The organism is Hymenobacter wooponensis (genome assembly GCF_004745865.1).
Classification (GTDB): domain Bacteria; phylum Bacteroidota; class Bacteroidia; order Cytophagales; family Hymenobacteraceae; genus Hymenobacter; species Hymenobacter wooponensis.
In genome coordinates this window covers 865,206-891,616 of record NZ_SRKZ01000001.1, presented here as the reverse complement: position 1 = coordinate 891,616, position 26,411 = coordinate 865,206, and the positions used below count along the sequence as shown (strand labels likewise).

Genomic DNA, 26,411 nt, shown 5'->3' with positions numbered 1-26,411 from the left:
ATTTAAATGGCTGAAATTTGTTAAGCAAATACACTGTGATAATCTTATATCACAAAGGCAGGGGGCACAAAAAAGCCCCTTGCACGGTAGTGCAAGGGGCTTGAAGAGTGGCCTACTGGTCTAGAGCTTAGATCTGGTCTTTCAACACGGCTACTGCTTCACGCAGCGTGATGTCTTTCTTCAGAGGCTTAGTGAAGCGCGAAGCACGATTCACTTTAATGGTGTCAGCACCCTGAGCGCGCAGGTCAATTGCAAGTGGGGCAATGGCCATAGCTGGAGCTGCATTCTGGATAGCTTCGTACTTGTCAGACTCAACTTTGGCTTGCTGCTGCTCAACGCGGTAAGAAGCCAGCTTCAGCGACACTTTCGTGTCGTCCTTACGCTTCACCATCCGCTGTACCATGCCCGATAGTTGCTTGAAGCTAGGGCTAGCGGCTACGCGAGCCGAGCTAGATTGCTTCAGCTTATCAATGGCCGGAGCAGATTTCCAAGCGCTGTAACGAGCAGGGCTGATTTCGTCCCACTTCAATGGGTAGTCCGACTCTTTCTCGCCTTGGTCGAGGTAGCTATACGCGTCGGGCAGTACAATGTCCGGAATCACGCCTTTGAACTGAGTAGAACCACCGTTGATGCGGTAGAACTTCTGAGTAGTCAGCTTCAGCGAGCCGAAGGGCTTGATGCTGTTAAACTCAGCTGGCATTGCGTCATCCAGGTCAAAAACGCGCTGCACGGTGCCTTTGCCATACGTGCTGGCTGAGCCCATGATAACACCACGCTTGTAGTCCTGCATAGCAGCGGCCAGGATCTCAGAAGCAGACGCGCTGTACTTATTTACTAGCAGTACAAGTGGGCCACCATACTGCACGCGTGGGTCTTTGTCATTGTAAACGCTAGCAGCACCCTGGCCGCCGCGCACCTGTACAACAGGGCCGTTTTCAATGAATAAGCCAGCCATTTCTACTGCATCCTGCAGAGAACCGCCGCCATTAAAGCGTAGGTCAAGCACAATGCCTTGCACGTTTTCTTGCTTCAGCTTTTCCAGTTCTTTCTTCACATCAGCAGCCGAGCTACGGCCCCCGTTGTCGTTGAAATCAGCATAGAAGGAAGGCAACTTGATATACCCAATCTTCTTGCCGCCGTCGTTTATAGTAGCCGATTGAGCAAACGTTTCCTCGATAACCACCACATCACGAATGATGGAGATGATCTTGGTGCTAGCATCGGGCTTCTTTACAGTAAGACGAACCTCCGTGCCTTTTTTGCCTTTGATCAGCGTAACAGCCTTATCAAGGCGCATGCCTTCAATAGAAACTGGCTCAGCAGCGCCTTGTGCAACCCGCAGAATGATGTCGCCAGCTTTCAACTCGCCCTGACGGTAAGAGGCACTACCCGGAATGATGTCGGACACCTTAATCTGACCATCCTTTTCCTGTAACGAAGCGCCAATACCCTCGAAGCGGCCAGTCATGGCTACATCAAACGTTTCTTTATCGCGCGGAGCAAAGTACTCCGTGTGAGGGTCGTAGGTATTTGCAATGGTGTTTGCGTACGTGGCCAAACGGTCGTTGGCATCAGTCTGCTGCAAGTCGCGGAAGTAATCATCGAAGTACTTCTGTACACGCTTACGGGCCTCAGCTTCCATCTGCTCAGGCGTGCGTACAGGCTCCGAAGTAGTTGTAGAAGAAGGAGTGGCCGAAGTAGAAGCCAATGGCTTGTCTTTCTTCTTAGTCTGCTCGTCCATCATTTCTGATACGCGTACCATTGTCTGATACTTCAGAAACTTGCGCCACTCTTCGCGTTGGGCAGCAGCATTGGCTGGGAAGGTGGTCTTGTCAGGCTCAGTTTCGAACGTCTCCTCGGTGGTGAAGTCGAAAGGTTTGGCCAAAATATCGTGGTAAAGCGTCTGCACATCCTTCACGCGCTGATCCATGAGCTGGGTGCTCAGGTCCAGAAACTCGTGGGTGCCGCGGAGCACTTCGTTATCAATATCGCTTTGGTACTTGCGCAGCTGATCCACATCAGACTGCAGCAAGAACTTTTTGCTGGAATCGAGGCGCTTGAGGTATAAATCGAATACCCGCTTCGAAAAAGCATCATCGATCTTTTCAGGCTGGTAGTGGGCGGCGCTCAAGCCCTGCAGCATAGCCTTAATAAGTACCTCGTCTTTTTGCGGGGTGCGCGCATCATTTCGCTGATACAGCTTATAGGACGCCAGCACGAACACTGCCAGCAGCACCGAGGCATATAGGCCTATCTTAATTCGAGTGGAAGACATGAAAAGTCGGTAATGAAATGAAGGAAAGTCAATGGTACGCTAGAAGCCTACTAGCGCTTTACGCGCTCTAATCGGGGCTAGTTGTACCTAAAAACGCTCGGAAGCAATAAATAAGTGCCCAACTCCAGAGTGCAGGTCAAAATAAGAAAGAAGTTTAGCCAGCCCCGTTGCCACCAACTGACTAGAGGTAGTTGACAAGTGCAATTTACCTGCCTAAAACAAAGAAGCACCTAAAAAGTGAGTACTCCATGAAGGGTCATACAAAAAACACTATACAAAAATAAAGGCCCTTCCCCCGGAAGGGAAGGGCCTTTATAAGCAGAACAGTTGTTACTACTTAGTAGCGACGTACTTTGTCGCCGTTGTTGCGACGGAACTCGTCTTCAAAGTAGCGGGCATCCTCATCGCTGCGGTGCTTTACACCCATCACGATGTTGCCACCTTTGATGTCGCTTTCGTACTCAGCGGCGTGCTCTTCAGGAATACCCGAGCCTACTAGGGCACCTACTAGGCCACCCGTCAGACCACCAGCACCAGCGCCAGCCAGAGCGGCAGCGATAGGACCAGCAATTACGAGGCCTAGGCCTGGCAGAGCTACTGAAGTACCGATAGCAGCAATAGCACCAATTACGGCACCAGCAGTACCACCTATAGCGGAACCTACACCAGCACCTTCCATAGCTTTGTCGCCCAGATCGGTGTCAGGAGTGTTGTCACCGAAATGACGCTTGCGCGTATCATCCGACATCAGCACGTTTACATCGTCTTTCGAGTAACCACGCGATGAAAGCGATTGGTAAGCACGCTCAGCGCTGTCACGGTCACGGAAAGTACCGTAGGTAGTTGAGCCCGAACCCGAGCCATAAGATGTGTTGCTACCAGTTACAGCACGGCCAGCGTCGCCAGCGGCGTTCTGTACGGCATCAACACCAGCACCTACTACTGCACCAGCGGTGCCTGCAATGGCAGCACCTTTAGCAGTAGCATCGTGGTCGTGGTGAGGATTGGTATCGCCTGAGTTAGTCAGTGGGTAGTTAGAGCTACCAGTGGTTGCTCCGCTTACGCTAGAGTCGCCAGAAGCAGAGTTGCCCATGTTACCGCTAGAGTTGCTTTCGCTACCGGTGCCATAGCCGGCACCAGCCGAGCCAGTACCATAGTTTGCGCCTGAACCTGTACCGCTATTCGTGGGGTTGATTGAATCGTTGGTGTTCATGAGGTGGGAAGTAAAATGAATGAATAGGAGAGAGTAACCACCTGCCGTTGTACAACTTTTGGAAAGGAAAGTACAACAGCGGTTTCAGGATAGCTTAACGGGAGGAGCTTAACAGGGTTACATAAAATTTAGCTCTTCCTCTCTCTACTCTTCTTTTACTAGGCCACTTACAGCCAACGTAAATAGTTAAAAATCAGGCGAATTGCTTAAAATTATCTTCGTTCTGCCAGAAAGCTCGACATTCTTTGCGAAGCTCCTTTAAAAAGTCTTCTTGCTGTTTTAAGCTGCGCCATTCACCTAGGCCTAGCCGTTCACACAGTTTATAAAAATTGTCGCCTTGTCCTTTAGAGCCCTCTACTTTCACTAAGCAGCTAATAATGGGACGACCAGCCCGAAATTCGTTCTCAGAGATTTCTGCTAGAAGCTCATTCAGGCCAGCTTTTTCGTGAGATATATCCAGGTTCAGGCCTAGTTCAGCTTCCTGCACCAAGTTGAGGTAGCTAGTGGTGCCCACCTGGGTGCGGGCAAAGCGGATTAAATGGCTGCGTACTCGGCCGATCATGAGCAAAATGGAATAGGGGAGCGGAATCTACCAAAAAAAAGCGCCCGTCCAATCAAGAGTGAATTGAATGGACGGGCGGCCGCTAACCAAAATTATGCCGTTAAAGGCAAAACACTATTTCCGACGCTTCCGGCGGTTCATTTCTTTTTGAATAAGTAGAAACTCCCGGCTGGTTTGGCCCGCAATAGCTGTGTTCTCATCAGCTCGGCGCAGCAGGTAGGGCATAACGGCCTCTACGGGGCCATAGGGCACGTACTTAGCCGTATTATAGCCAGCATTAGCCAAGTTATAAGTGAGGTTATCACTCATACCATACAGCTGGGCAAACCAAATGCGCTGATCGTTGGGCTGCAGGCCCTTCTCATGCATAAGCTCAGTGAGCAATAAGGAGCTGGCCTCATTATGCGTACCGGCGCAGATGCTGATATGGTCGGCATGCTCCACGCAGAAGCGCAACGACTCATTATATAGATCGTCAGTTGCCTGCTTAGTAGGGTTAATGGGGTTGCTTCGACCCTGCTGCTGGGCTACGCGGGCCTCTTTTTCCATGTAGGCTCCTCGTACCAACTTGCCACCCAAGAAATAGCCACCCTTCACTGCAGCATCATACGCTGTCTTGATAGCGTCGAGACGATCTTGGCGGTAGAGCTGGTAGGTATTCCAGACGATGGCCGACTCACGGTTATAGCGCTGCATCATCTCATAGGTGAGCTGATCAATAGTTTCCTGGAACCAGCTCTCCTCAGCGTCGACGAATACCCGCACGCCATATTGATGGGCCCGTGCGCAAATGGCGTTAATCCGCTTCTTACTGCGCTCAAAGCTGGCCTGTTCCACTTGAGAAAGTGCTGTGCCAGCCTGTACCTTCTCCAGAATCTTGCTGTCGGCTAGGCCAGTAACTTTGAATACCGAGAACGGAATGTGCTGAGAACGGTGCGCCATGTCCAGCGTAGCCAGAATCTCGGTAGTAGTATCGTCGAAGCTCTTGTCGCTGCCTTCGCCCTCTACAGAATAATCGAGGATGGTACCAATACCGTAACGGCCAAGCTCCTGAATAACCGGCAGGCATTCCTGAATAGTCTCGCCGCCACAAAACTGCTCAAATATGGACTTTTTGATCAGGAACTTGGTGCCCGGCAGGCTCCACTTAAGCGCCGTTTTCATCAACCCGCCGCCAGTTTTAACCAGCGAGTTGTTGTTCATGGCCGCGAAAAGCGCGTACATTTTGCGCAGTTCGCCATCAGATTTAGCCGCAAAGGCAACAGCGGTGTCGTCGAAGGACAGCTGCGGGACGTGGGTTACAGACATCGGGTGGTAGGTTGAGCGCGGAATGGGTGAGTTTCGCGGTGCGAAGATAGCCGTAAAACACCGTTTCGGCGGGGATAGTTACCCTGCCTGCTAGGTCTTTTCTGGTAGCTTGCCTGTTCCCTAGGCCTCTTAAAGTCTGTAGCAGCAGTTCAGCTGCGACTGCCAGCGCAGTGCTATTGTTCCGTGAGTTTGGCCGCAGCTACTTGCGCTTCTGAAGAGCGGCTAGAACGGCGGTAGATGTGCGCGCCAGTCTTACCCGAGGCATCTTCCATAAGCAAGCGGTTACCCTGCACAGAGTAAAATTGGTTGCTCTGGTATCCCCGATAGATAATCATGTGGCGAAACGAGTGCTTATGCCCAGCCCGGTGCATAGCACGACGGACCGAAAAGGCGGCAGCACTGCGCAACGAACCATCCTCATAAAAGCGCGCCCGCCCCCGGCGGTCAAAATCAACCCATACCTGATGGCCTGTAGAGGCCGGGGTAACGCTCGTGGTAGCTTCCCCAGTGCTTTCAACCCACTCCCAGCGGCCAACTAATTGTTCTTCGGCAGTGGGCAGCGAATCACGACTGCATGCACTAGTAAAAAGCATAATTCCAGAGCCGAGCGTGAGCATTACACGACGAACGACGGAGCACATATTATAGAATAGAGGTTAAGTTGCAGTACTATGAGTAGGTAAAGCATAGAATAGTTGCATCAAAGCAAGCTATTTTTGCTTGATTTTCCACTCATTGGTAGAGTAAATCTTGAAATAATAACTGTCGCCTTGAATAACTCTCTCTATATAGGGCCAGAAGCACTTCCTGCCTTGGCAGAAATGGCACGTAGGCCAGCCGTAAGCCAGGTTTGGGTGTTGGCAGACTCCAATACTGCCCGCCAGTGTTACCCCATGCTAAAACCGCATCTGCCGGCTGAACATACCCTCATCGAGATTGCCGCGGGAGAGGAATACAAGACCCTAGCCACCTGCGAAACCGTGTGGAACCAGCTGACGGAGCAACGCGCCGACCGCTATGCGCTGCTGCTTAATTTGGGAGGGGGAGTAGTAACCGATTTGGGGGGCTTTTGCGCGGCGCTGTATAAGCGTGGTATTCGCTTTGTGCAGGTGCCTACCACCTTGCTGGCCCAGGTAGATGCGAGTGTGGGCGGCAAAACCGGTGTAGATTTTCTGGGCTTTAAAAACCACTTAGGCGTATTTCAGGAGCCAGCTGCCGTGTGTATCGAACCGCGTTTCCTGGAAACTCTCGACCCACGGCAACTGAAATCGGGCTACGCGGAGGTGGTCAAGCACTGGCTGATAGCCGACGCCACAGCTTTTGCCGAACAGCGGCAGCAGGGCATGTTTGTGGAGGACTGGACGCCTATTATTCGCGAGTCGGTAGCCCTGAAGCAACGCATTGTAGAGCAAGATCCTTTAGAGAGTGGCCTACGCAAGGTCCTGAACTTTGGGCATACCGTAGGGCATGCCCTCGAAAGCTACTTGTTGTTGCAGCCGGGGCGGGAGATTCTGCACGGCGAAGCCGTGGCTGCTGGTATGGTCTGCGAAGCCTGGCTCAGCCACCAAAAAGGCCTGCTCAGCCCCGAAGAGCTAGATAAGATTGAAACCTTCCTGTTTTCGATCTACGACAAGGTGCAGTTTGTCACGCTTGAAACCGACGCCATTGCGGATCTTGCACGGCAAGACAAGAAAAACGCGGGCTCCATCATCAACTGCACACTGCTTGAGGCCATCGGCCGAGCCGTGTACGACCAGCCAGTAACGGTAGCTGAAATAGCTGAGTCGTTGCGGTACTACCATCGGTTGTAACTCTAGGCCACTTGGAAGCTGCACACTTGCTTCCGGCTAAGCTGAAGGATACTACCAAATTCCATTTCATTTCTCATAAGGTTCGGAGCTTCTAGTCTGAACCATAAATACAAGTGCCATCAACACGTCAATTTCTCTTTCCTGGACCGGGGAGCCGCTCCGCGGAACGGCCCAGCTTCCTGCCTCTAAGAGTGAAAGCAACCGCGCTTTAATTATCCGGGCGTTAGCGGGCGGTGGACAGCTCGACAACCTCTCTGATGCGAACGATACGCAGCTCATGCAGCGGCTGCTAGCTAACCCCGAAGCTCCTGCCTTCGATGCGGAAGATGCTGGCACCGTCATGCGCTTCCTGACGGCTTACCTCGCCATGACGGGCCGCCAGACGGAGCTTACCGGCACCGCCCGTATGAAGGAGCGGCCAATTGGCATCTTGGTTGATGCTCTGCAAGAACTGGGTGCCCGCATTGAGTACCTTGGCCAGGAGGGATACCCGCCTCTGCGCTTACTAGGGCGCACACCGCAGCCCGCCACCGACGAGTTCACCGAGCTTACCGTACGTGGTGACATTAGCAGCCAGTACATTTCGGCCCTCCTGATGGTGGGCCCAATGCTGGCGAGTGGCCTACGCATCTGGCTGACGGGTAAAGTTGGCTCACGCCCTTATATCCGCATGACGCAGGCACTCATGCAACACTTTGGTGCGCAGTGCCGCGACTTAGGTGAGGTGCTGGAAGTACGCCCCCAGGCCTACCAGCCCACCGACTACACGGTGGAAGGCGACTGGTCGGCGGCTAGCTATTGGTATGCCCTGGTAGCTCTGGCCCCTGCGGGTTCACACATCACGCTGCCCGATCTGCGCCGCCACTCCTGGCAGGGCGACCAGGCCATTGTAGGCATCATGGAGAAGCTGGGGGTGAACACAGAGTTTCTCGCAGGTGAGGCAGTACGGCTAACCCAGACCGGAAAGACCCAGGAGTTTACCCAGGACTTTACTGATTGCCCTGATCTGGCCCAGACTGTAGCTGTAGTGGCTGCTGCCCTGGGTGTGCCCGTAGTGATGACTGGCCTAGAAAGCCTGCGCATCAAGGAAACTGACCGCATTGCGGCCTTGCAGCAGGAGCTAGCCAAGTTTGGCGGCTCGCTTACTGATGAAGGAGAAGGCCATTTCCGGGCTTCATCCGAGGGCTTCCAGGTGTCAGGTCAATCTGTAGCCACCTACCATGACCACCGCATGGCCATGGCCTTTGCCCCGCTAGCTATGCGTGGCCCTCTGACTATTGAGGCTCCTCAGGTTGTGCGCAAATCATACCCGCAGTTCTGGTCAGAGCTAGAGAAGGTAGGATTCAGTTTGTAAGCGCAACACTTTATCAAATTATCAAAGTAAAAGTCCCTGACCACGCATGGTAGGGGCTTTTACTTTTAAGGCTGCTGCCTGAGCCTTTGGAAATACGACGCGGTATGGCGCAGGCGGCTGCCGTACCAGCTAAACAGCTCTCCATCTACAATCCGAATCTCAGATGCTGGGCAAAGCTCCTGGAACTCGGCGAGGTGCTTTTCACTGAAGGGGTACGGCTCCGAGGACAATAAAATCTGTTGCGGAGCCGCCGCCCGCAGTTGATCTGCGCTAATTTCAGGATAGCGACTAAGTTGGCCGAAGGCATTTTGAAAACCAGCCCGCGCCAGCAAATCATCAATGAAAGTACCATTGGCAGCTACCATGTAGGGTTTGCGCCAGATGAAATAAGCGGCTGTTTTCAACTCTGCTGCCGGTGGCAATGCTGCCAGTGACGTTTGAATCTCACTGGCCAGGGCATCGGCTTGCTCTTTCCGGCTCGTGAGCAGGCCTACGCGACGAATCATATCCAGTGATTCATCCAGCGTAGTGATGTCACTCATCCAGACTGGGTACTTGGTGGCCAGTTGCTCAATGCCCTCTTGGTAGTTTTCTTCTTTGTTTCCAATGATAAGGTCTGGCTGTAGCTCCTCGATTTTCTCCAGATGAAAGTTCTTCGTGCCCCCGATAACAGTAGCTTTTTCGCGGGCATGAGCCGGGTGAACGCAGAACTTCGTCACGCCCACTACCCGGTCGCCTAGGCCTAGATCGTAGAGTAGCTCCGTCTGGGAAGGTACCAGCGACACAATCCGCCGCGGAGGAAACGGCACGGCCACTCGCCGGCCCATTTGATCGGTGACGGTAAGTGGCAGACTGGGTAAGGGAGGAAGAAGCATAATGATAAGATGGGAACAGTTAGAAGCACTACTCTTCTAAAGAGAGAAGGATCTTGCCGTACTTGAAAGACTGGCCTTGCAAGCCCCAATCAAGTGCAACAAGATCCTTCGCAGGACTTAAGACCAGTAATGTGGCCTAGCTGAAGTACCGGAAATCGTGGCCGTCTTCAATGCGCAGTAGCGTTTCGTAGATGAGCTTCGTTACGCTGTCCACGTCGTCTTTGTGCACCGTTTCAACGGTGGTGTGCATATACTTAAGCGGCAGCGAAATCAGGGCAGAAGCTACGCCAGCATTAGAGTAGGCAAACGCATCGGTGTCCGTGCCAGTGGCCCGAGTGGCCGCTGCCCGCTGGAAGGGAACCTCCGTTTGCTGGGCAGTTTCAATGATCAGGTCACGCAGGTTGTTCTGCACCGCCGGGCCGTAAGTGATAACCGGACCCTTGCCGCAGAAAATATCCCCCGACGTTTTCTTCTCATACATCGGCGACTGTGTATCGTGGGTCACGTCTGTGATGATGGCTACATCAGGCTTAATACGGTGGGCAATCATTTCGGCGCCGCGTAGGCCTATCTCTTCCTGCACGGCATTCACAATGTAGAGGCCGAAAGGCAGCTTCTTATCGTTCTCCTTCAGCATGCGGGCTACTTCCGCAATCATGAAGCCGCCAATGCGGTTGTCAAGAGCCCGGCCCACGTAAAACTTGTCGTTGAGCACGGTGAACTCGTCCTCAAACGTCACCACAGTGCCCACGTGAATTCCCATTTCCTCTACCTCCTCCTTGGAAGATGCGCCGCAGTCGAGGAAAACGGTTTCAATGGTTGGGGCTTTGTCCTGCTCCACCTTACGCACGTGAATGGCAGGCCAGCCAAATACCGCTTTCACGATGCCTTTTGTCGTGTGTAGGTTCACCCGTTTGCTGGGTGCTACCAATGGGTCGGAGCCCCCGTTCTTGCGCAGATAGAGGTAGCCCTCTTTAGTGATGTAATTGACGAAGTAGCTGATTTCATCAGCGTGAGCTTCAATCACCACTTTGTACTGAGCTTCTGGGTTGATAACGCCCACCACGGTGCCATAGGTATCTACGAAATACTCGTCGATATACGGCTTGATGTATTCCAGCCACAACTGCTGACCTTCTTTTTCGAAGCCAGTAGGAGAGGGGTTATTCAAGTATTTCTGGAGGAAGTCGAAGCTCTCTTGACGCATTAGACGTGCGAATTTTTAGTGACAGGCGTTGGGTAAAACAACAGCTAGCAACAAGCGTGCGCAAGGCAAGAAGTTACGCCAAAATAAATGTAGATACATGCCTGTTGTCAACTTAGCAGGCTATAGACTTTAGAGCGGGATGTTTCCGTGCTTCTTACGAGGGAGTGTGTCTACTTTGTTCTCCAGCATTTTGAAGGCACGAATCAGCTTATGCCGAGTCTGAGAAGGCAGAATTACCTCATCCACGAAACCACGATGAGCCGCCCGATAAGGCGTAGCAAACTTCTGCTGGTACTCATCTACTTTCTCCTGCAGCTTTGCCTCGGGGTCTTCGGCCTGGGCAATTTCACGCTTGAAGATGATTTCGGCCGCGCCCTTAGCACCCATTACAGCAATTTCAGCTGTAGGCCAGGCGTAGTTCATGTCGGCCCCAATGTGCTTGGAGTTCATCACGTCATAGGCCCCGCCGTAGGCTTTGCGGGTGATAACCGTAATGCGCGGTACAGTAGCCTCACAGAAGGCGTAGAGCAGCTTGGCACCATTGGTAATAATGCCACGCCACTCCTGGTCGGTGCCGGGCAAGAAGCCGGGTACGTCTTCTAGCACCAGCAGCGGAATATTAAACGAGTCGCAGAAGCGCACGAAGCGAGCAGCTTTGGTGCTGGCATTAATATCGAGCACGCCAGCCAACACAGCCGGCTGATTGCCTACAATGCCAATGCTGCGGCCACCCAAGCGGGCAAAGCCTACCACAATGTTTTCGGCGAAGTTCTGGTGTACTTCCAGGAAGCTATCGGCATCAATGATTCCCTCAATTACCTCCCGAATATCATAGGGCTGATTGGGGTTCTCAGGAATAATGGAGTCCAGCACTGGCCTAGCTTCGTCTAGGCCACTCTCGTAGGGAAGGGCCGGGGCAGTTTCCTCGCAGTTCTGTGGCATGTAGCTCAGCAGACGCTTGAGGTAGTTGATGCACTCCACTTCATTAGCGCAGGTAAAATGCGTCACGCCGCTTTTGGCCGAGTGAGTGCTGGCGCCGCCCAACTCCTCGCTGGTCACATTCTCGTGAGTTACTGTCTTCACCACGTTGGGCCCGGTCACGAACATATAGCTCGTGTCCTGCACCATCAGAATAAAGTCGGTGATAGCGGGAGAATATACTGCGCCACCGGCGCAGGGGCCCATAATGGCCGACAACTGCGGTACTACTCCCGAAGCCAGCGTATTTTTATAGAAGATATCCGCGTAGCCACCGAGGCTTACTACGCCTTCCTGAATGCGGGCTCCGCCGGAGTCATTGAGGCCTAGCACGGGTGCGCCGTTCTTCATGGCCAGGTCCATAATCTTCACAATCTTCTCGGCGTGGGTTTCACTGAGTGAGCCCCCGAATACCGTAAAGTCTTGGGAGAAAACGTACACTAAGCGGCCATTAACGGTACCGTAGCCCGTCACTACGCCGTCGCCGAGATAATACTCTTTATCCAAGCCAAAGTCCTTGGAGCGGTGCATCACAAACTTGCCAATCTCTTCAAAAGAGCCCTCGTCGAGCAGCAAATCAATCCGCTCACGCGCGGTGAGCTTGCCTTTTTTATGCTGGGCATCAATTCGGGCTTGGCCACCGCCCAGTAAGGCTTCTTGGTTTTTACGGTCGAGGATTTCGAGTTTGCTCAGTTGGGCGTCAGTGTGCAAGTCAGACATTGGATGGGCTTAGGGATGCAGAGTGGGTGCTTTATGTAGGAAGCCAAAGGTAACGCACCCGCAAAGAAAAGCCGCACCAGAATTCTGATGCGGCACAGTCCACGTCAGCAACGATGTTTAACGTCAAGATGCCAGCATTTGATGTAGCGCAAGTACTCACTCGATAAACGAGACTTACTGGATGATGGCAAGAGTCCTTACCATAAAAGTACAAGAGGCCGGCTCCTTTACAGAAACCGGCCTCTTGTATTAACTACTGACGATTACTCGCCTTTCTTCTTCGTGTCCTTCGGCTCATCGTCCGTTGGCTCTGGGGCTTCCTCGGGCCGCTCGTCGCTGGCTAGGTTAGGCGTTTCACCGCTCTTGCTTACGGCGAAGGTTAGCTCTTCAGCACCCTCAGCGTAGTCAGCCGTGATAACGTCACCCTGTGCGATTTCAGCCTTCAGGATTTCCTCGGCAATCGGATCCTCGATGTACTTCTGGATGGCCCGGTTCAGCGGACGTGCACCGTATTTGGGATCATACCCTTTCTCGGCTACGAAGTCCTTAGCGGCGTCGGTCAGCTCTACACGGTAACCCAGCGTCTGGATACGGCCCAGCAGTTTCGACAGCGAGATGTCGATGATGCGGTGGATGTCTTTTTTCTCCAGGGAGTTGAAGACAATCACGTCGTCCAAACGGTTGAGGAACTCTGGCGAGAAGGTTTTCCGCAGAGCGTTGGTGATGGTGCCCTTCGTCAACTCATCCATGTTCTCCTGACGAGCCTTGGTGCCGAAACCAATACCAGCACCGAAGTCCTGCAGGTCACGTGCCCCAATGTTCGAGGTCATGATGATGATGGTGTTGCGGAAGTCAACCTTGCGGCCCAGGCCGTCGGTTAGGATACCGTCATCCAGCACCTGCAACAACAGGTTGTATACGTCGGGGTGAGCCTTCTCAATCTCGTCGAGCAGGATAACCGAATATGGCTTGCGGCGGATTTTCTCCGTCAGCTGACCGCCTTCTTCGTAACCCACGTAGCCGGGAGGCGCGCCCACCAGGCGCGATACGCTGAACTTCTCCATATACTCCGACATGTCGATGCGCACGAGAGCATCTTCTTTGTCGAAGAGATAAGTAGCCAGTACTTTGGCCAGCTCCGTCTTACCAACACCAGTCGGGCCGAGGAATACGAACGAGCCGATGGGCTTCTTCGGATCTTTCAGACCTACGCGAGTACGCTGGATGGCTTTCACCAATTGCTTGATGGCCTTGTCCTGCCCAATCACTTTGCCTTGCAGCTCTTCGCCCATGTTGAGCAGCTTCTGGCTTTCGTTCTGAGCTACGCGGCTTACCGGAATGCCGGTCATCATGGCAATTACTTCTGCCACGTTTTCCTCTTTCACGGTGTAGCGCTTCTTCTTGGTCTCCTCTTCCCAGTCCTTCTTGGCTTGGTCGAGCTGATCAATAAGCTTCTTCTCCGTGTCGCGGAGCTTGGCAGCTTCCTCGTATTTCTGCGACTTCACCACGCGGTTTTTCTCCGTCTTGATGTTCTCAATCTGCTCTTCGAGCTTGAGAATATCCTCGGGAACCACAATGTTGTTAATGTGCACACGAGCACCAGCCTCATCGAGAATGTCGATGGCTTTGTCTGGCAGGAAGCGGTCAGACATGTACCGGTCCGACAGCTTTACGCAGGCCTCAATGGCTTTGTCGGTGTACACCACGTGGTGGTGGTCCTGATACTTGTCTTTGATGTTGTGCAGGATTTCAATCGTCTCCTCAGGTGAGGTCGGATCTACCATCACCATCTGGAAACGACGGGCCAAAGCGCCATCTTTCTCGATGTACTGACGGTATTCGTCCAGCGTGGTAGCCCCGATGCATTGAATTTCACCGCGGGCGAGAGCGGGCTTGAACATGTTGGAAGCATCCAGCGAGCCTGAAGCACCACCAGCACCCACAATCGTGTGGAGCTCGTCGATGAACAGAATCACGTCGGGCGACTTCTCCAGTTCGTTCATTACGGCTTTCATGCGCTCCTCAAACTGACCGCGGTACTTGGTACCAGCTACCAGCGAGGCTAGGTCAAGCGTAACTACGCGCTTGCCAAACAGCACACGTGATACTTTCTTCTGGATGATGCGCAGGGCGAGGCCTTCGGCAATAGCCGTTTTACCAACACCAGGCTCACCAATCAGAATAGGGTTGTTCTTCTTGCGGCGCGACAGAATCTGAGCAACGCGCTCGATCTCCTTCTCGCGGCCTACAATGGGGTCGAGCTTATCTTCTTCCGCCAGCTTGGTCAGGTCGCGGCCGAAGTTATCGAGCACCGGAGTGCGCGATTTCTCGCCTCCTTTCTTCGGAGCAGCTCCGGCGCCCGCACCACCGCGGCCGGCCGAGCCTCCAAAGAGGCGGTCGTTGTCGTCATCATCGGCCTCTGGGCCGTTGGTGGGGTTGTTCGCCGTGTTACCGTGGTAGTCCAGCGAATCGCGCACAGATTCGTAGTTCACCTTGAATTTGCTGAGAATTTGAGACGAGATATTGTCTTCATCGCGCAGAATTGACAGGAGTAGATGCTCCGTGCCAATAATTTCGCTCTTGAAGATTTTGGCTTCGAGGTACGTGATCTTAAGAACTTTCTCGGTCTGTTTCGTCAGAGGGATAGAGCCCGTGATGCTCGTGCCTTGCGTGGCCGTATTACGGGTGGCTTGCTCTAGGGCATACTTAAGCTCCTCCACCGATACACCCAATTTCTTGAGCAGACCAATGGCAGTGCCTTCCCCTTCGCGAATCATGCCCAGTAATAAGTGTTCGGTACCGATATAATCGTGCCCGAGCCGGATGGCCTCTTCCCGGCTCAAAGAGATGACCTCTTTGACTCGATTTGAGAATTTAGCTTCCATGCAGATAAGGTAGTGAAGAAATACGGAACCCCGCAAGCGCTGTTTACGCGAATTCCGGGGATTGGGCCGCTAGTATCTGAAACAGATGGGAGCGGGCGAAGGTTCGGGGGCGACAGTTACACTACGCAAGAAAACTGCCGGCGGCCGGTCCCTGCATAAAGAGCAGGTCTAAGATGCTGAGTCCCGGTACAAAATCTTTACCAAACGTCTGAGAGTAGGGCCGAACCGACGTCCTGTCAGGTTTGGCATTCTCCCGGGCTTTTGGTGTCAGCCAATCCCGCCGATCCTGCCAAACGGTACCTGTTGAAGTAGGCAGCGGAGCAGCAGAATAGGAGGGGAGGTATTCGGTGGTAAGATGGATTGGGAGGGGTAAGCGCAGACACCGCAGGTAAAAGCGCAGGAAAGCCAGATTAAGCTCAAAAAGAAGCTGTGGTTTCTCTACGTAAATATCGTGCAGATAGTCGGCGTAATATTCAAAATACGGTGTGCCACCATAAGCGGTTTGCAGCGTGCGCCAGTGCTGATGTATCCAGTTCTGACGGTAATCAATTTCAATGGTAGAAGTAAGGACTTTTTCGCTACGGTTGCCATCTACCACTGGTACAGTAAGGGGCTTTACACCCTGCGCCGTGAGAATAAGGCAACGGTTTCGGTATGTTTGCTTCCGGTAATGTTCTTGGGTTTCCAGCCACAGTTCTTGGGCTCCCAGCAACTGACTAAAAAAGGCGAGGGGAGGGTGGTACTGTGATTCAGAAACAAGCAACATGCTGGAAAAAGTTTGGTGTTGGCTACAAGCTATGAAACTGAGCCGCGTTTCAAACTGTAGTGGCGTCGGGTATGGCACTTTCAGTTCCTGCATGGCACACTAAAACTAGGGTAGTGCTAGGCCAGTCAGGAGGCGCAGATATGCCTGAACCATTATCCTGCCGGTAATCTTTTGCAGCCAACCCTCTACCTTTACCCCGACAAGCTGACATGATGCGTACGTTTCTTACTCTTCTCCTGATATTAACTGCTCTGCTAACGCAGGCTGCCGCTCCGCCGCAGCTCTTGCTGGACGTGGCCTGCTTTCGTAATGAAGACCAAGTAGTAAAAGGCGGAGTAGTAGAAATTTATGCTACCGTGTCGGGGCAGGCTCTCACCTACATGCGCCGGGGACCCAAGATGTTTCAGGCCGCGGCTACCGTAACCTTAGAAGTTATCCGGCCCGATGGCAGTGCGGCGTATCAGGAAACGGTGACTTTGAAGCCGCCAGTGCTACGTGACACAACGGCAGCTATTAAGAACCCGATCAGCTTTCAAAAGCGCATTGTGCTGCCAGATGGCACTTACACGTTGCGCGGACAGGTGCGCGACCAGTACCGGGCTGGTACCGCCAGCATCACCGATTTGCCGCTTATAGTCAAGACAACGGCAACCAAGCCTACCCTTAGCAGTGTGGTAATGCTGGCCAAACCTGCTAGCCGCACCGTAGCAGAAGCCAATAATTTCATTCGGAACGGCTATAGCCTCACGCGTACCCCAGGGGGCTTTTATTCAAGAGGGGCAGAGAAGCTTAATTTCTACGCCGAGCTGTACAATGCGCCTATTGGGCAGCCGCTTACCGTTCGGTACCGAGTGCGCACTGTAGGCGGCGCCAAAGATGCTGCCTCAGCAACTAGCCCAATTACTGGCCTAGAGGGTCGCCCTACGCCCGTGCTAGGCCAGCTAGATCTGACCAAGTTACCAGCGGGAGAGTATGTGCTAACCGTTGAACTTCGCAATGCCAAAAGCCAGGTGCTTTCCTCGCAAACGGCTAAACTGCGCTACAATCCGGCTGATTATGCTCCGGCCGGGGCCGTTATGCCCTAATGAATTTTACTAGTTCCTCTGCTCGCCCATCTGGCGCTGCCTTTCCTTGGTACTATCGCCCGCTAGAGTGGGTGCTGCTGGCTATTGCTAGTTTGCCTTTGTCAGTACTATACGGAGTGGCCTACGGGTTTTATCTGCTACTGGCCTACGTGGTGCGTTACCGCCACCGGGTAGTAGTGCAGAACCTGCGCAAGTCTTTTCCTGAAAAATCAGAGACTGAAATTGCGCGCTTGGCGCAGCAGTTCTACCTGCACTTTTCTCAAGTGATAGTGGAAACACTGAAACTCGCAACCTTATCTGGTGAAGAGCTTAGGCGGCGAGTGATTTTTCGAAACCCGGAAGTGCTGGAGCGGCATTTTGCTAAGGGGCGCACGGTGCTAGGCCTGTCGTCGCATGCGGGCAACTGGGAGTGGGTATTGACCTCAGGAGCGGTATGGTTATCGGCCCACGTTGATGGGGTATACAAGCCGCTGAGCAACGTCTTCTTTGAAAACTATATGTACCGGCTGCGGACCCGCACCGGAGCTGGCCTAATTCCCATGCGCGATACCCTGCGCGACATGATAAAGCGGAAAGGCGAAACCAGAGTGATAAGTCTGTTGTCAGATCAGGCAGCAGGCCCCGAGGATCGGCCGTACTGGACAACCTTTATGCATCAGGAGGCGGGGTTTTATACCAGTGCTGAGCGACTAGCTACTCGGTTTAACTGCCCTGTAGTGTACGTAAGCATTCACCGAGTGCGGCGCGGGCATTACGAAGTGGTGCTAAGTGACCTTTACGACGGGAGCACGCCAATTCCTCCTGATAGTTACCCCATAACGGAGTCATTTGTGCAGCACCTGGAGCAGACTATTCGCGAAAACCCCGTTGCTTATCTCTGGACTCACAGGCGCTGGAAACACAAACGCCCCGTTGCACCTATTGCTAACTGACCAACCCCGATTTAAAACAGAAGAGGCCTAGCAACTGCCAGGCCTCTTCTGTTTTCTATGACTAGCATAGAAGTAGGTTTAGAGGTACTGCTCGATATCACCAGCGCCTTGGCGGATGATATCGAAGTCCTCATTCGTGCAGTCGACAACCGTGCTAGCCACGTTGTTGCCAAAGCCACCATCAATCACCAGATCTACCAGGGAGCGGTATTTCTCATAAATGAGGTCTGGGTCGGTGCTGTACTCAATTAAAGTATCATCATCGTGAATTGAGGTGCTGACAATAGGGTTGCCCAACTCCCGCACTAAGCTTACGCAGATCTGATTGTCAGGAACCCTAATGCCCACGGTTTTGCGCTTCACTCCGCCGTACCGAGGGGCCTTGGCGCTAGCCTCAAAGATGAAAGTGAAAGGGCCAGGCAACGCCTTCTTCAGCACTTTATAGACCGGCGTAGTGATACCGTGCGCGTAGTCGCTGATGTGAGAAAGGTCGGCGCAGATAAACGACAGATTTGCCTTATCGGGGTGGATGCCTTTAATCCGGCAGAGTTTTTCTACCGCTTTCGCATTGTGAATGTCACAGCCCAAGCCATACACAGTGTCGGTTGGGTAGATGATAACTCCGCCGTTGCGAAGCACTTCTACGGCCTGTAGCAGGCGGTTTTGAGGCGGGTTATCGGGGTGAATGCGAAGCAGCGTAGCAGCCATGGTTGAATCTGGATTTGGGGAAACACCAAGCCCAATGCCGGCGGGCATCGGGGGCGGTCAATGTACAAGGTGAGAAAGTAACCTGCTACTCTTTTCGATAAAAATGCAGGTTGAGTTGCGCTAGGCCACGCAAGAAATCAAGGGAACTGGCCTACAGAAGAGTAACAGCAGTTTCTGGGACCAGGTAATGATTTCCTCCAGCAGCTAGTAAAATAGCAGGCCTAGAATGAGAGTACAGCAACTCCGGGGCGTGTAGGTGGGCTGCGAAGCCTACTGGTAATTGGCAAACCTCACCCTGCGGCATAGCCACGGATAACCCGTACTTTTGGCAGCCAAATCCATTTCTACGGTGCCAAGTGGCCTACCCGGAAATGGAAGTGCCCCCTGTACTTACTGATTCTTACTTGCCATATGGCCAAAACCCGCATCGATTATAAAGCCAACGCCACGCGGCGGCGAAACCGGTTTGCCTACGTTACCGGCATTCTTGGGCTGATTCTCATTACGTTCTCCTATTATTTCTACCAGGTTTTCTTCACGCCGAACGTAGAAACCAAGGGCCGCCCTACGTATGTGCTGGTGCGGAAAGGCGAGACGGCCAAAGCAGTGCTTGATTCCATTGACGCCAGTGGCGTAATCGTGGATAAGCTTTCTCTGCACTTTGTGGCGCGCCTGATGAAGTACGAGAAGCTAGTGAAGCCCGGCCGCTACGAGCTGAAAGACGGCTACACCAACCGCGAGTTGATAAACAACCTGCGCACGGGCCGCCAGTCGCCCTTGAAGCTTACGTTCCAGAACATCCGGCTGCGCGAGGATCTGGCTCGCAAGCTGAGCACTGCAATCGATGCCCGTCCGCACCAGTTCGACTCGCTGCTGAGCAGCCCTAGCTATACTAAGAGCTTGGGCTTCGACACCACCAGCATCCTGTCGATGTTCATCCCGAATACCTACGAGCTCTACTGGAATACTTCCGCCGACAACCTCATGCAGCGCATGAAGAAGGAGTACCAGAAGTTCTGGACGTCCGCCCGCGACGCCAAGCGCGAGAAGCTAGGCCTCACTCGTGCTCAGGTGAGCACCTTGGCCAGCATTGTAGAAGCTGAGCAGCAGCAGCACGCCGATGAGCGCCCCCGCGTGGCAGGCGTCTACCTTAATCGCCTCAAGCGCGGCATGAAGCTGCAAGCCGACCCCACCGTGGTGTACGCTAACCGCGACTTCACCATCAAACGCGTGCTCAATGTGCACCTTGCTAAAGACTCACCCTACAATACCTATAAGTACGCAGGCCTGCCTCCTGGCCCTATCAATTTGCCCAGCATTGCCAGCATTGATGCTGTGCTGAACCCGGAAAGCCACGATTACCTGTATTTCTGCGCCAAGGATGACTTCAGCGGTTATCATGCCTTTGCTCGCAATGAGCAGGAGCACCTAGTGAATGCCCGGCGCTACCAAGCCGCCCTGAGCCGCGCCGGAATCATGAAGTAAATTCAGCTGTCGGTTACCCATTGGGCGTTGCAGTAAAGTAATCAACCCCAAGTAACTGCCCCTGATACCCTAAACTCCTTACTGACTTATGTACGCACAAGACACGCAAATTCGGGTACGGTACGCCGAAACTGATCAGATGGGCTACGTCTATCACGGCAACTATGCCGCGTACTTCGAGGTAGCCCGCACTGAGGCTTTCCGTCAGTTGGGTATCCGGTATAAGGATATGGAGGCCGATGGGGTAGGGATGCCCGTGGGCGAGATTAGAACCCGCTTTCGGCGCCCTGCCCGCTACGATGACCTGCTGACAGTACGCTTACTGCTAAAGCAGCCTGCCGATGGTACGCGCGTGCTCTTCGAGTACGAAATCTATAATGAGTCTCAGGAGCTACTCACGGAAGGCCACACACTGATGGTGTTTGTGAGTATGGCCACTGGCCGGCCTGTGCCCATTCCAGCCAGTATTCAAGAGAAGCTAGCCCCCTATTTCAGCGATGATGAAACCGCAGGCCCTCTTACACCGCCGGCGGAGAAATTACCCGAAAATGCGCCTGCTCCAGCTGCTTTTCTCAAGGGAAATGAGCCCAAGGGAGCATAAGCAACCGGAGCCAATATGGGAGAGGAGCATAGGGGCTAGGTGAGTCTGATGATAGTTCTGATTAGCTGAACTGCAGTAGTAAACTGTTCTAACTATGAAGTAGGGACCTCTCTGGGCTTCGGTAGTGTTCTAGAAAAGTCAGGTAATTCATACTTCCCTGTTTAGCTCAAACTGCCTCTGCTAGGCCACTTACTTATTGTATCGCATGCGTCTGCCCGTCCGCCGTTACCATCTGCCAGATGTGCGCCGCCGGCGTAGCTACCGCCGGTTTATTGTTTTTCTGAAGCGGCTCCGCTTTCACGATGGCAAAGCTTCCGTCTATGATGTAGTAGATAGAATGCTGCAGGAGATTAAGCTGGATGGCCTGACCAAACGGGCCAGCTACATGGCATTCAACTTCACAATTGCCATTTTCCCCACCATCATCTTCCTGTTCACGCTCATTCCCTACATCCATATCCCTAACCTGAACCTCGACATCCTCCAGTTCCTGTCTGATTTAATTCCGCAGGAGATGTACGTGGCCGTTTCGGGTACAATCGAGGATATCGTGAACATTCCGCACGGAGGGTTGCTCTCCTTCGGTTTCGCCATGGCACTGGTGCTGAGTTCCAATGGTATTATGGCATTGCTCGATGCTTTTGAAAAGAAGTATCCTTCCTTCAAGAAGCGCACCTACGTTCGCAAACGAGTAATTGCCACCTTGCTTACCATTGTGTTGTCCTCGGTGCTGCTGTTTTCAGTAGCCAGCATCTTCTTCGGAACCTATATCATCGACGCCTTAGTGTATCATGAAATCGTGCCTGAGGCCATGACCGACCAACTCATTGCGCTGTTGCGCTACGGCTCCGTGGTAGGCTTGTTCCTGCTCACTACCTGTTTGGTATATTACTACGTGCCCCCGGTTCATGATAAGTGGCCCTTTATCTCTACCGGTGCAGTGGTGGCTACTCTGCTGATCTTCTTAGTGTCCTTTCTCTTTATTCTCTACGTCAAGATCTTCGACAGCTATAACCACTTCTATGGCTCCATCGGCACGCTGGTAGGCTTTATGGTTTGGCTTGACTTCGTGTGTATGACCTTGATTCTCGGGTTTGAAATCAACGTAAGCATTGATGCAGTGACCGGTAGGTTGAAGTTAGGTAAGTAGTTGACAATGAACCGGTGCCTGAATTTTAGCGGCGTTGAGCATCAGAAATTATGAAAAATGTGGCCTAGAGGCTTGCACTAAGCGAAGCCGCCTGCTACTTTTGCCATCCCAAACCGCTCATTTGGGGTCACAGAGAGGTGGCAGAGTGGTCGAATGCGACGGATTCGAAATCCGTTATACCGGCAACGGTATCGGGGGTTCGAATCCCCCCCTCTCTGCAGAAGACTTTTTCTTACCCAGAAAAGTCTTGCCAGTTCAAACCGTGAACTGTATAATTGGGTATAACATCTTATTAGAGGAGTGGCAGAGTGGTCGATTGCGGCGGTCTTGAAAACCGTTGAAGGTTAAACTTCCGGGGGTTCGAATCCCTCCTCCTCTGCATCTTAGTTTCTTAGCAGCCCCGACAGCCACTGTCGGGGCTTCTTTTTTGCCCTTAGCGCGCTGGAAACGGCGTTTTTGGACAAATAGGGGCGTGTAGAATTCGTGTACCTATTCATGTACACGCAGAACTTACGGTTACACAGCCTCCAATTGTGTATCCTTCCTCCAATAAGCTTAGTAAAATTGCCAATCAGTTTAGTAACACGATTGGCTATGGCAAGTACTATGTTCGTTCGTTTCATCCTGCGCAAGAATGTGCGCCACCCCGACCGGGAGGGTACGCTCTATTGCCGCGTGACTGTTGATAAGGTAGAAGCTCTCCCGTTCGCCACCTCCGTTAAAGTGTTCTCAAAGAATTGGAACCCCGGCGGGCAAGTGCTAAAGGGTCGCACCGAGTCGGCCCAGCTCGGCAACAATGAGCTGACCAGAATTCGCAACGTCTTCGAAGGCTACCGCAGCGAGTACAACCGTGACAAGATCAACTTCACGGCCGCAGGCCTGGTGAAGCGCTATAAGGAATCAACGGGCAGCCGGCTCAGCCTGCTGGAATTATTCGATGCCTTCATTGAGGAGCGGACCGGGCTGGTAGGCACCGAGATTTCAGCCACTACCTTGGGCGTTGACCGCACCCGGCGCCGGGCCCTAGCGAAGTTTCTGAAAGCGCGGGGTGAATTGACGCTGCGGCCCGAGAGCTTTACGCTGAATTACTGTGATGCCTACGTGCATTGGCACCGGGTTGCTGAGCACAATGGCCACGACTACGCGCAGAAGTCCCTGGGGGCGGTGCAGCAGGTACTGCTCTGGGGTGTGCGTCGGGAAATTCTGCGGGCCAACCCGATGAACGGCTATGAGTTCCGGAAGGGCAAGGATAAGGAGCTAGTGTTTCTCGATACCGAGGAGCTGGGCCGCATCAGCTATTACCCATTTCAGCTCCAGGCCCTGCGCTCTGCCGCGTGGTGCTTCGTATTTCAGTGCTGGACTGGCCTGGCCTACGCTGACTTATGTAACCTGCGCTTGCCTCGGGATATTGAGCGCGGCACGGATGGCCGGCGGTGGCTGCGCATTACCCGGCAAAAATCCACGATGATGGATTCCTATGAGTGCTTGGTACCATTGCTGCCCGAGGCCGAACGCATCCTGACCTTGTGCGACCAGCAGCTACCCGTGCGCAGCAATGCCAAGTACAATGTGCACTTAAAAGAGGTAGCGGCTATCTGCGGACTATCTGTCGAGCGGCTTACCACGCACATTGGGCGGAAGACCGCCGGCGTGCTGCTGCTCAATGCGGGCGTCCGGATGGAGGTAGTAAGCAAAATCCTAGGCCACAAGAGTATCCGTATCACCGAGAAAATATACGCGCGCATCTTGGACCGTACAATTGCCGAGGATATCGAGCGCGTATTCGGCACCCCGCGTACAAGCCCACTAGATATTGCACCCATGCGGCTGGATAGGGGAGGGGCAGCAACGGGAACGGATGGTGTAGACTGGACGCCCGCCACGCCTGAGCAGTGGCACAAGGCTGGGCCAGCTGCCACAGGGGATGCTGGTTTTGACTCGATGGGGTAAGTAGCGTACGTTTTGGCTTTTGCTAGCTTTGTTAGTAAGATTGTGAAAAGCCAAAATAATTAGCCATGCCTATCGGAATGCTGTTGCCAGAGAACACCCAATATATGCGAGGGGTGCAACGACGATTACACAATCGGCGGATTGCCATGATAGTTACTCCAGCCGGAGAATATCAGATGCACTTCACCCGCTTGATTGACCCAAAGGAGGCAGAGAAGATGCGGGCAGAAGGGTTTATTGATACAGTTGATAACCAGATTATTCGGAATCGTATATGGTTTTCCGTTGTAGTGCTTACAGCAGAAGCATTTGAGGCTATAGTGTGGTGCCGAGAACAGCTAGATGCACGCCGCCAGCGCAAACGCTAAGCTTATGATTACGCCCAGTCCAGAGAAAATAGCCCAGGCCTTACAGCGGCTAGAAGCGAGCACGTACTTAAAAGATCTGCATGCTGAAGTCACCCTACTAGACGAGGAAGATCATGTGCAGCGGTGGCGTGAATCCACAGGAGACGAGATGCTCGACCAGTCTATCTCCGTATGCCACATGATGTTTGAACGCGACTCACTGCATGCACCTTGGCGGTACGTAGGGACTAAGAGTGCTTTTTAAATGCCTCCCTTTGTTCGCTACCAGTACGACCTGCGCAATGTGGTGCGGGTGAAGAGTGACCCGCAGATCGCATGGCAAGTGACGTGGCGCGGCTCGCTGCTGTGTGATGACCGGATACGCAGGCCCGTGTACCGGTTGGATAATGAGTACTGGGATGTGTACTTTGAAGACGAATTAAGGTCAGCTTGGAGTTCGTTTTAGATTGATTAGTATATGTCTGTTAAAGAAGCATTGGTGTGCTTTTCCGTTATGGCAATTTGTGTCATTGCCTTTTTAATTACTAGGCCAGCATTAGGCTCAGAACCAATTTTAAAAGACACTTCTTTAACTGATTGGCTCAGTTTCGGAGCTTCTGTCGTTGGGATATTCTTTGTTGTTAAGTCGCTTCAAGCTCAAGCTGCTGTGAATAAATCCCAGTTTGAGTTATTTAGAATAGAGTCTAATAGAGCAGCGAGAGAAATAAGACCTTTCGTTGAATTCTCATTTGTTGAGAAAAATACTGCTAATAGCGTTGATGAATATACTTATAGAATCAAGTCACTCAATGCAGCTGCAAATGACATTTGCTTCGAATACTTAGTAATCAATGGGATGCTGAATTGCTCCCCTATATTCTTTAAGGGTTCCTCACACTCGTTTGCTGTTGATGAGGAAAGACTGTGTTATATACAAACACCACAGAACGCCCAGTTTAGCATCAAATTCACGCTTCATTGTCTTGATGTTGCTGGCAACCACTTTTTTAAAGGCATCGAATTAAGTAATCAACCTAACCTTGAGGCCGTTTATTCAAATAATCAAGACAATAAAAGACTGTCTGAAAATGTAGTGTTAAAACATCCCGGTGTTACTAAAGACAGTATTGGTTCTGGCAAGGCATATGGGAGTATGCATAGGCTGAATACTTCTTTTAACACCTCTGAAAGATATACTGGGTACAATGGGCGACCAGTGTAAGCATAACTTCCTGTTTAGATACTTATATGACCATCGCCATTATTGGCTCTAACAGCCTACTAGCGGAATACCTGATTGAAGGCCTAGCCCCTCAGCACGAATTGATCTTGTTTGGGCGGCGTTCAGCTGGCCACCAGCATGCGTTTCACTACTTTAACTATCCGGATTCCCTACCCTCTACTGAGCAACTGATGCAGGCAGAGTGCATCTTTTACACAGCTGGTGCCGGTGTCCAGTCGGCTAAGGGCGAAAGCAACGCCATGGGCTACGCTATCAATGCGCTGCTGCCTCTTCGTTTGCTGACTGAGCTAGAAGACGCAGGATGGCCGGGCAAGTGGATCAGCTTTGGTACGAGCTTCGAAATAGGCGCCACGGATAGCCCCGAACCGGTAACAGAGGAAAGCCTCGTGCATTCTACGCGGCCTTCTGCTAACAATTACACAGCCTCCAAGCGCATCCTTACCCGGTTCATTGGAGAAACACCGCTGAAAATAAAAGCCTACCACTTGGTGCTGCCGGCCATGCTTGGGGCGAAAGACCGGGAGAGCAGCCGGTTAGTGCCATACCTAGTGCGCTCCCTAGCCAACGGCGAAGAGGTAACACTTGGCTCAGGCCAGCAGGAGCGGCAGTATATCCATGCCTTAGATATTGTGGCCCTGTGCCGCTTACTAGCGGAAGGAGATTATACACCGGGCCTCTACACCGTAGGACGGGCGCCACTGGTGAAGGTCGCGGACCTTATCCACACCATCTTTCAAGCATTCGGTCAGGATGCCAGCACCTGCCTCGGCACCTCTACCCGCCGAGATGATGACATGAAGGTGCTGCTGCTCAGCGGCGAGAAGATCAGCCGGGAAATACCCGAGTGGCCTGGTGCTACTATCACGCTGCAGCAAGCAGTAGCGGAATATTTGGCGTAGCCACGGCAGCAAAAAGACCTGTGCCACATTGTGGTACAGGTCTTTTTGCTGCCGTGT

General features: G+C 52.7%; 22 protein-coding genes and 2 tRNA genes. 13 read left to right on the top strand and 11 right to left on the bottom strand.

The window, feature by feature from the left end:
• Nucleotides 1-127 precede the first annotated feature (127 nt).
• From EU557_RS03745 to EU557_RS03725, 5 genes are all read right to left on the bottom strand, one after another.
• Nucleotides 128-2,275: a carboxy terminal-processing peptidase gene (locus EU557_RS03745; protein WP_135529058.1), complete on the bottom strand. Its 2,148-nt coding sequence runs from the start codon at nucleotides 2,273-2,275 to the stop codon at nucleotides 128-130.
• Between the two features lie 337 nt (nucleotides 2,276-2,612).
• A complete protein-coding gene (locus EU557_RS26015; protein WP_342588220.1) occupies nucleotides 2,613-3,488 on the bottom strand; it encodes a hypothetical protein in 876 nt (291 codons plus the stop codon).
• Between the two features lie 193 nt (nucleotides 3,489-3,681).
• Complete coding sequence (locus tag EU557_RS03735) at nucleotides 3,682-4,050, bottom strand: hypothetical protein (protein WP_135529057.1); 369 nt, start codon at nucleotides 4,048-4,050, stop codon at nucleotides 3,682-3,684.
• A gap of 114 nt (nucleotides 4,051-4,164) precedes the next feature.
• On the bottom strand, nucleotides 4,165-5,358 hold the full coding sequence (locus tag EU557_RS03730; protein ID WP_135529056.1) for a proline dehydrogenase family protein: 1,194 nt from the start codon (nucleotides 5,356-5,358) through the stop codon (nucleotides 4,165-4,167).
• Nucleotides 5,359-5,531: 173 nt separating this feature from the next.
• Nucleotides 5,532-5,999: a hypothetical protein gene (locus EU557_RS03725; RefSeq protein ID WP_135529055.1), complete on the bottom strand. Its 468-nt coding sequence runs from the start codon at nucleotides 5,997-5,999 to the stop codon at nucleotides 5,532-5,534.
• A gap of 75 nt (nucleotides 6,000-6,074) precedes the next feature.
• Here EU557_RS03725 and aroB point away from each other — a divergent pair, with 75 nt between their 5' ends.
• Both aroB and EU557_RS03715 read left to right on the top strand, forming a co-directional pair.
• Complete coding sequence (gene aroB / locus EU557_RS03720) at nucleotides 6,075-7,169, top strand: 3-dehydroquinate synthase (RefSeq protein WP_342588219.1); 1,095 nt, start codon at nucleotides 6,075-6,077, stop codon at nucleotides 7,167-7,169.
• A 277-nt stretch (nucleotides 7,170-7,446) separates the two neighbouring features.
• The gene (locus EU557_RS03715; protein ID WP_245326155.1) at nucleotides 7,447-8,523 is read left to right on the top strand and encodes a 3-phosphoshikimate 1-carboxyvinyltransferase; all 1,077 of its coding nucleotides are present in this window, start codon (nucleotides 7,447-7,449) and stop codon (nucleotides 8,521-8,523) included.
• 65 nt (nucleotides 8,524-8,588) lie between these two features.
• Here EU557_RS03715 and EU557_RS03710 read toward each other — a convergent pair whose 3' ends face one another.
• The 5 genes from EU557_RS03710 to EU557_RS03690 form a co-directional block, all read right to left on the bottom strand.
• Complete coding sequence (locus EU557_RS03710) at nucleotides 8,589-9,398, bottom strand: ABC transporter substrate-binding protein (protein ID WP_135529052.1); 810 nt, start codon at nucleotides 9,396-9,398, stop codon at nucleotides 8,589-8,591.
• A gap of 136 nt (nucleotides 9,399-9,534) precedes the next feature.
• Entirely contained in the window at nucleotides 9,535-10,605 is a 1,071-nt protein-coding gene (locus EU557_RS03705) for a M42 family metallopeptidase (RefSeq protein ID WP_135529051.1), read from the bottom strand.
• Between the two features lie 129 nt (nucleotides 10,606-10,734).
• Nucleotides 10,735-12,303, bottom strand: a complete 1,569-nt coding sequence (locus EU557_RS03700; protein WP_135529050.1) for an acyl-CoA carboxylase subunit beta — start codon at nucleotides 12,301-12,303, stop codon at nucleotides 10,735-10,737.
• Between the two features lie 263 nt (nucleotides 12,304-12,566).
• Nucleotides 12,567-15,188, bottom strand: coding sequence for an ATP-dependent Clp protease ATP-binding subunit (locus EU557_RS03695; RefSeq protein WP_135529049.1), 2,622 nt, complete (start codon nucleotides 15,186-15,188; stop codon nucleotides 12,567-12,569).
• A 121-nt stretch (nucleotides 15,189-15,309) separates the two neighbouring features.
• The gene (locus tag EU557_RS03690) at nucleotides 15,310-16,047 is read right to left on the bottom strand and encodes a WbqC family protein (RefSeq protein WP_245326154.1); all 738 of its coding nucleotides are present in this window, start codon (nucleotides 16,045-16,047) and stop codon (nucleotides 15,310-15,312) included.
• Between the two features lie 116 nt (nucleotides 16,048-16,163).
• On the opposite strand from EU557_RS03690, the gene EU557_RS03685 reads away from it, so the two are divergent.
• Both EU557_RS03685 and EU557_RS03680 read left to right on the top strand, forming a co-directional pair.
• Nucleotides 16,164-17,039, top strand: a complete 876-nt coding sequence (locus tag EU557_RS03685) for a hypothetical protein (RefSeq protein ID WP_135529048.1) — start codon at nucleotides 16,164-16,166, stop codon at nucleotides 17,037-17,039.
• A 71-nt stretch (nucleotides 17,040-17,110) separates the two neighbouring features.
• A complete protein-coding gene (locus EU557_RS03680; RefSeq protein ID WP_281062597.1) occupies nucleotides 17,111-17,971 on the top strand; it encodes a lysophospholipid acyltransferase family protein in 861 nt (286 codons plus the stop codon).
• A gap of 78 nt (nucleotides 17,972-18,049) precedes the next feature.
• Here EU557_RS03680 and EU557_RS03675 read toward each other — a convergent pair whose 3' ends face one another.
• Nucleotides 18,050-18,679: an L-threonylcarbamoyladenylate synthase gene (locus EU557_RS03675; protein ID WP_135529047.1), complete on the bottom strand. Its 630-nt coding sequence runs from the start codon at nucleotides 18,677-18,679 to the stop codon at nucleotides 18,050-18,052.
• A gap of 411 nt (nucleotides 18,680-19,090) precedes the next feature.
• Between EU557_RS03675 and mltG the strand changes: the two genes are divergently transcribed.
• The 9 genes from mltG (at nucleotide 19,091) to EU557_RS03630 (ending at nucleotide 26,354) form a co-directional block, all read left to right on the top strand.
• Nucleotides 19,091-20,164: an endolytic transglycosylase MltG gene (gene mltG / locus EU557_RS03670; RefSeq protein WP_135529046.1), complete on the top strand. Its 1,074-nt coding sequence runs from the start codon at nucleotides 19,091-19,093 to the stop codon at nucleotides 20,162-20,164.
• Between the two features lie 88 nt (nucleotides 20,165-20,252).
• Nucleotides 20,253-20,765, top strand: a complete 513-nt coding sequence (locus EU557_RS03665; protein ID WP_135529045.1) for an acyl-CoA thioesterase — start codon at nucleotides 20,253-20,255, stop codon at nucleotides 20,763-20,765.
• 205 nt (nucleotides 20,766-20,970) lie between these two features.
• Complete coding sequence (locus tag EU557_RS03660; RefSeq protein WP_135529044.1) at nucleotides 20,971-21,915, top strand: YihY/virulence factor BrkB family protein; 945 nt, start codon at nucleotides 20,971-20,973, stop codon at nucleotides 21,913-21,915.
• Nucleotides 21,916-22,046: 131 nt separating this feature from the next.
• Nucleotides 22,047-22,133: transfer RNA gene (locus EU557_RS03655), tRNA-Ser, on the top strand.
• A 76-nt stretch (nucleotides 22,134-22,209) separates the two neighbouring features.
• Nucleotides 22,210-22,294: transfer RNA gene (locus EU557_RS03650), tRNA-Ser, on the top strand.
• 227 nt (nucleotides 22,295-22,521) lie between these two features.
• Nucleotides 22,522-23,865, top strand: a complete 1,344-nt coding sequence (locus EU557_RS03645) for a site-specific integrase (RefSeq protein WP_210115974.1) — start codon at nucleotides 22,522-22,524, stop codon at nucleotides 23,863-23,865.
• Between the two features lie 146 nt (nucleotides 23,866-24,011).
• The gene (locus tag EU557_RS03640) at nucleotides 24,012-24,233 is read left to right on the top strand and encodes a hypothetical protein (protein ID WP_135529042.1); all 222 of its coding nucleotides are present in this window, start codon (nucleotides 24,012-24,014) and stop codon (nucleotides 24,231-24,233) included.
• 457 nt (nucleotides 24,234-24,690) lie between these two features.
• On the top strand, nucleotides 24,691-25,434 hold the full coding sequence (locus tag EU557_RS03635; RefSeq protein ID WP_135529041.1) for a hypothetical protein: 744 nt from the start codon (nucleotides 24,691-24,693) through the stop codon (nucleotides 25,432-25,434).
• Nucleotides 25,435-25,460: 26 nt separating this feature from the next.
• Complete coding sequence (locus EU557_RS03630) at nucleotides 25,461-26,354, top strand: NAD-dependent epimerase/dehydratase family protein (protein WP_135529040.1); 894 nt, start codon at nucleotides 25,461-25,463, stop codon at nucleotides 26,352-26,354.
• Nucleotides 26,355-26,411: the final 57 nt, after the last annotated feature.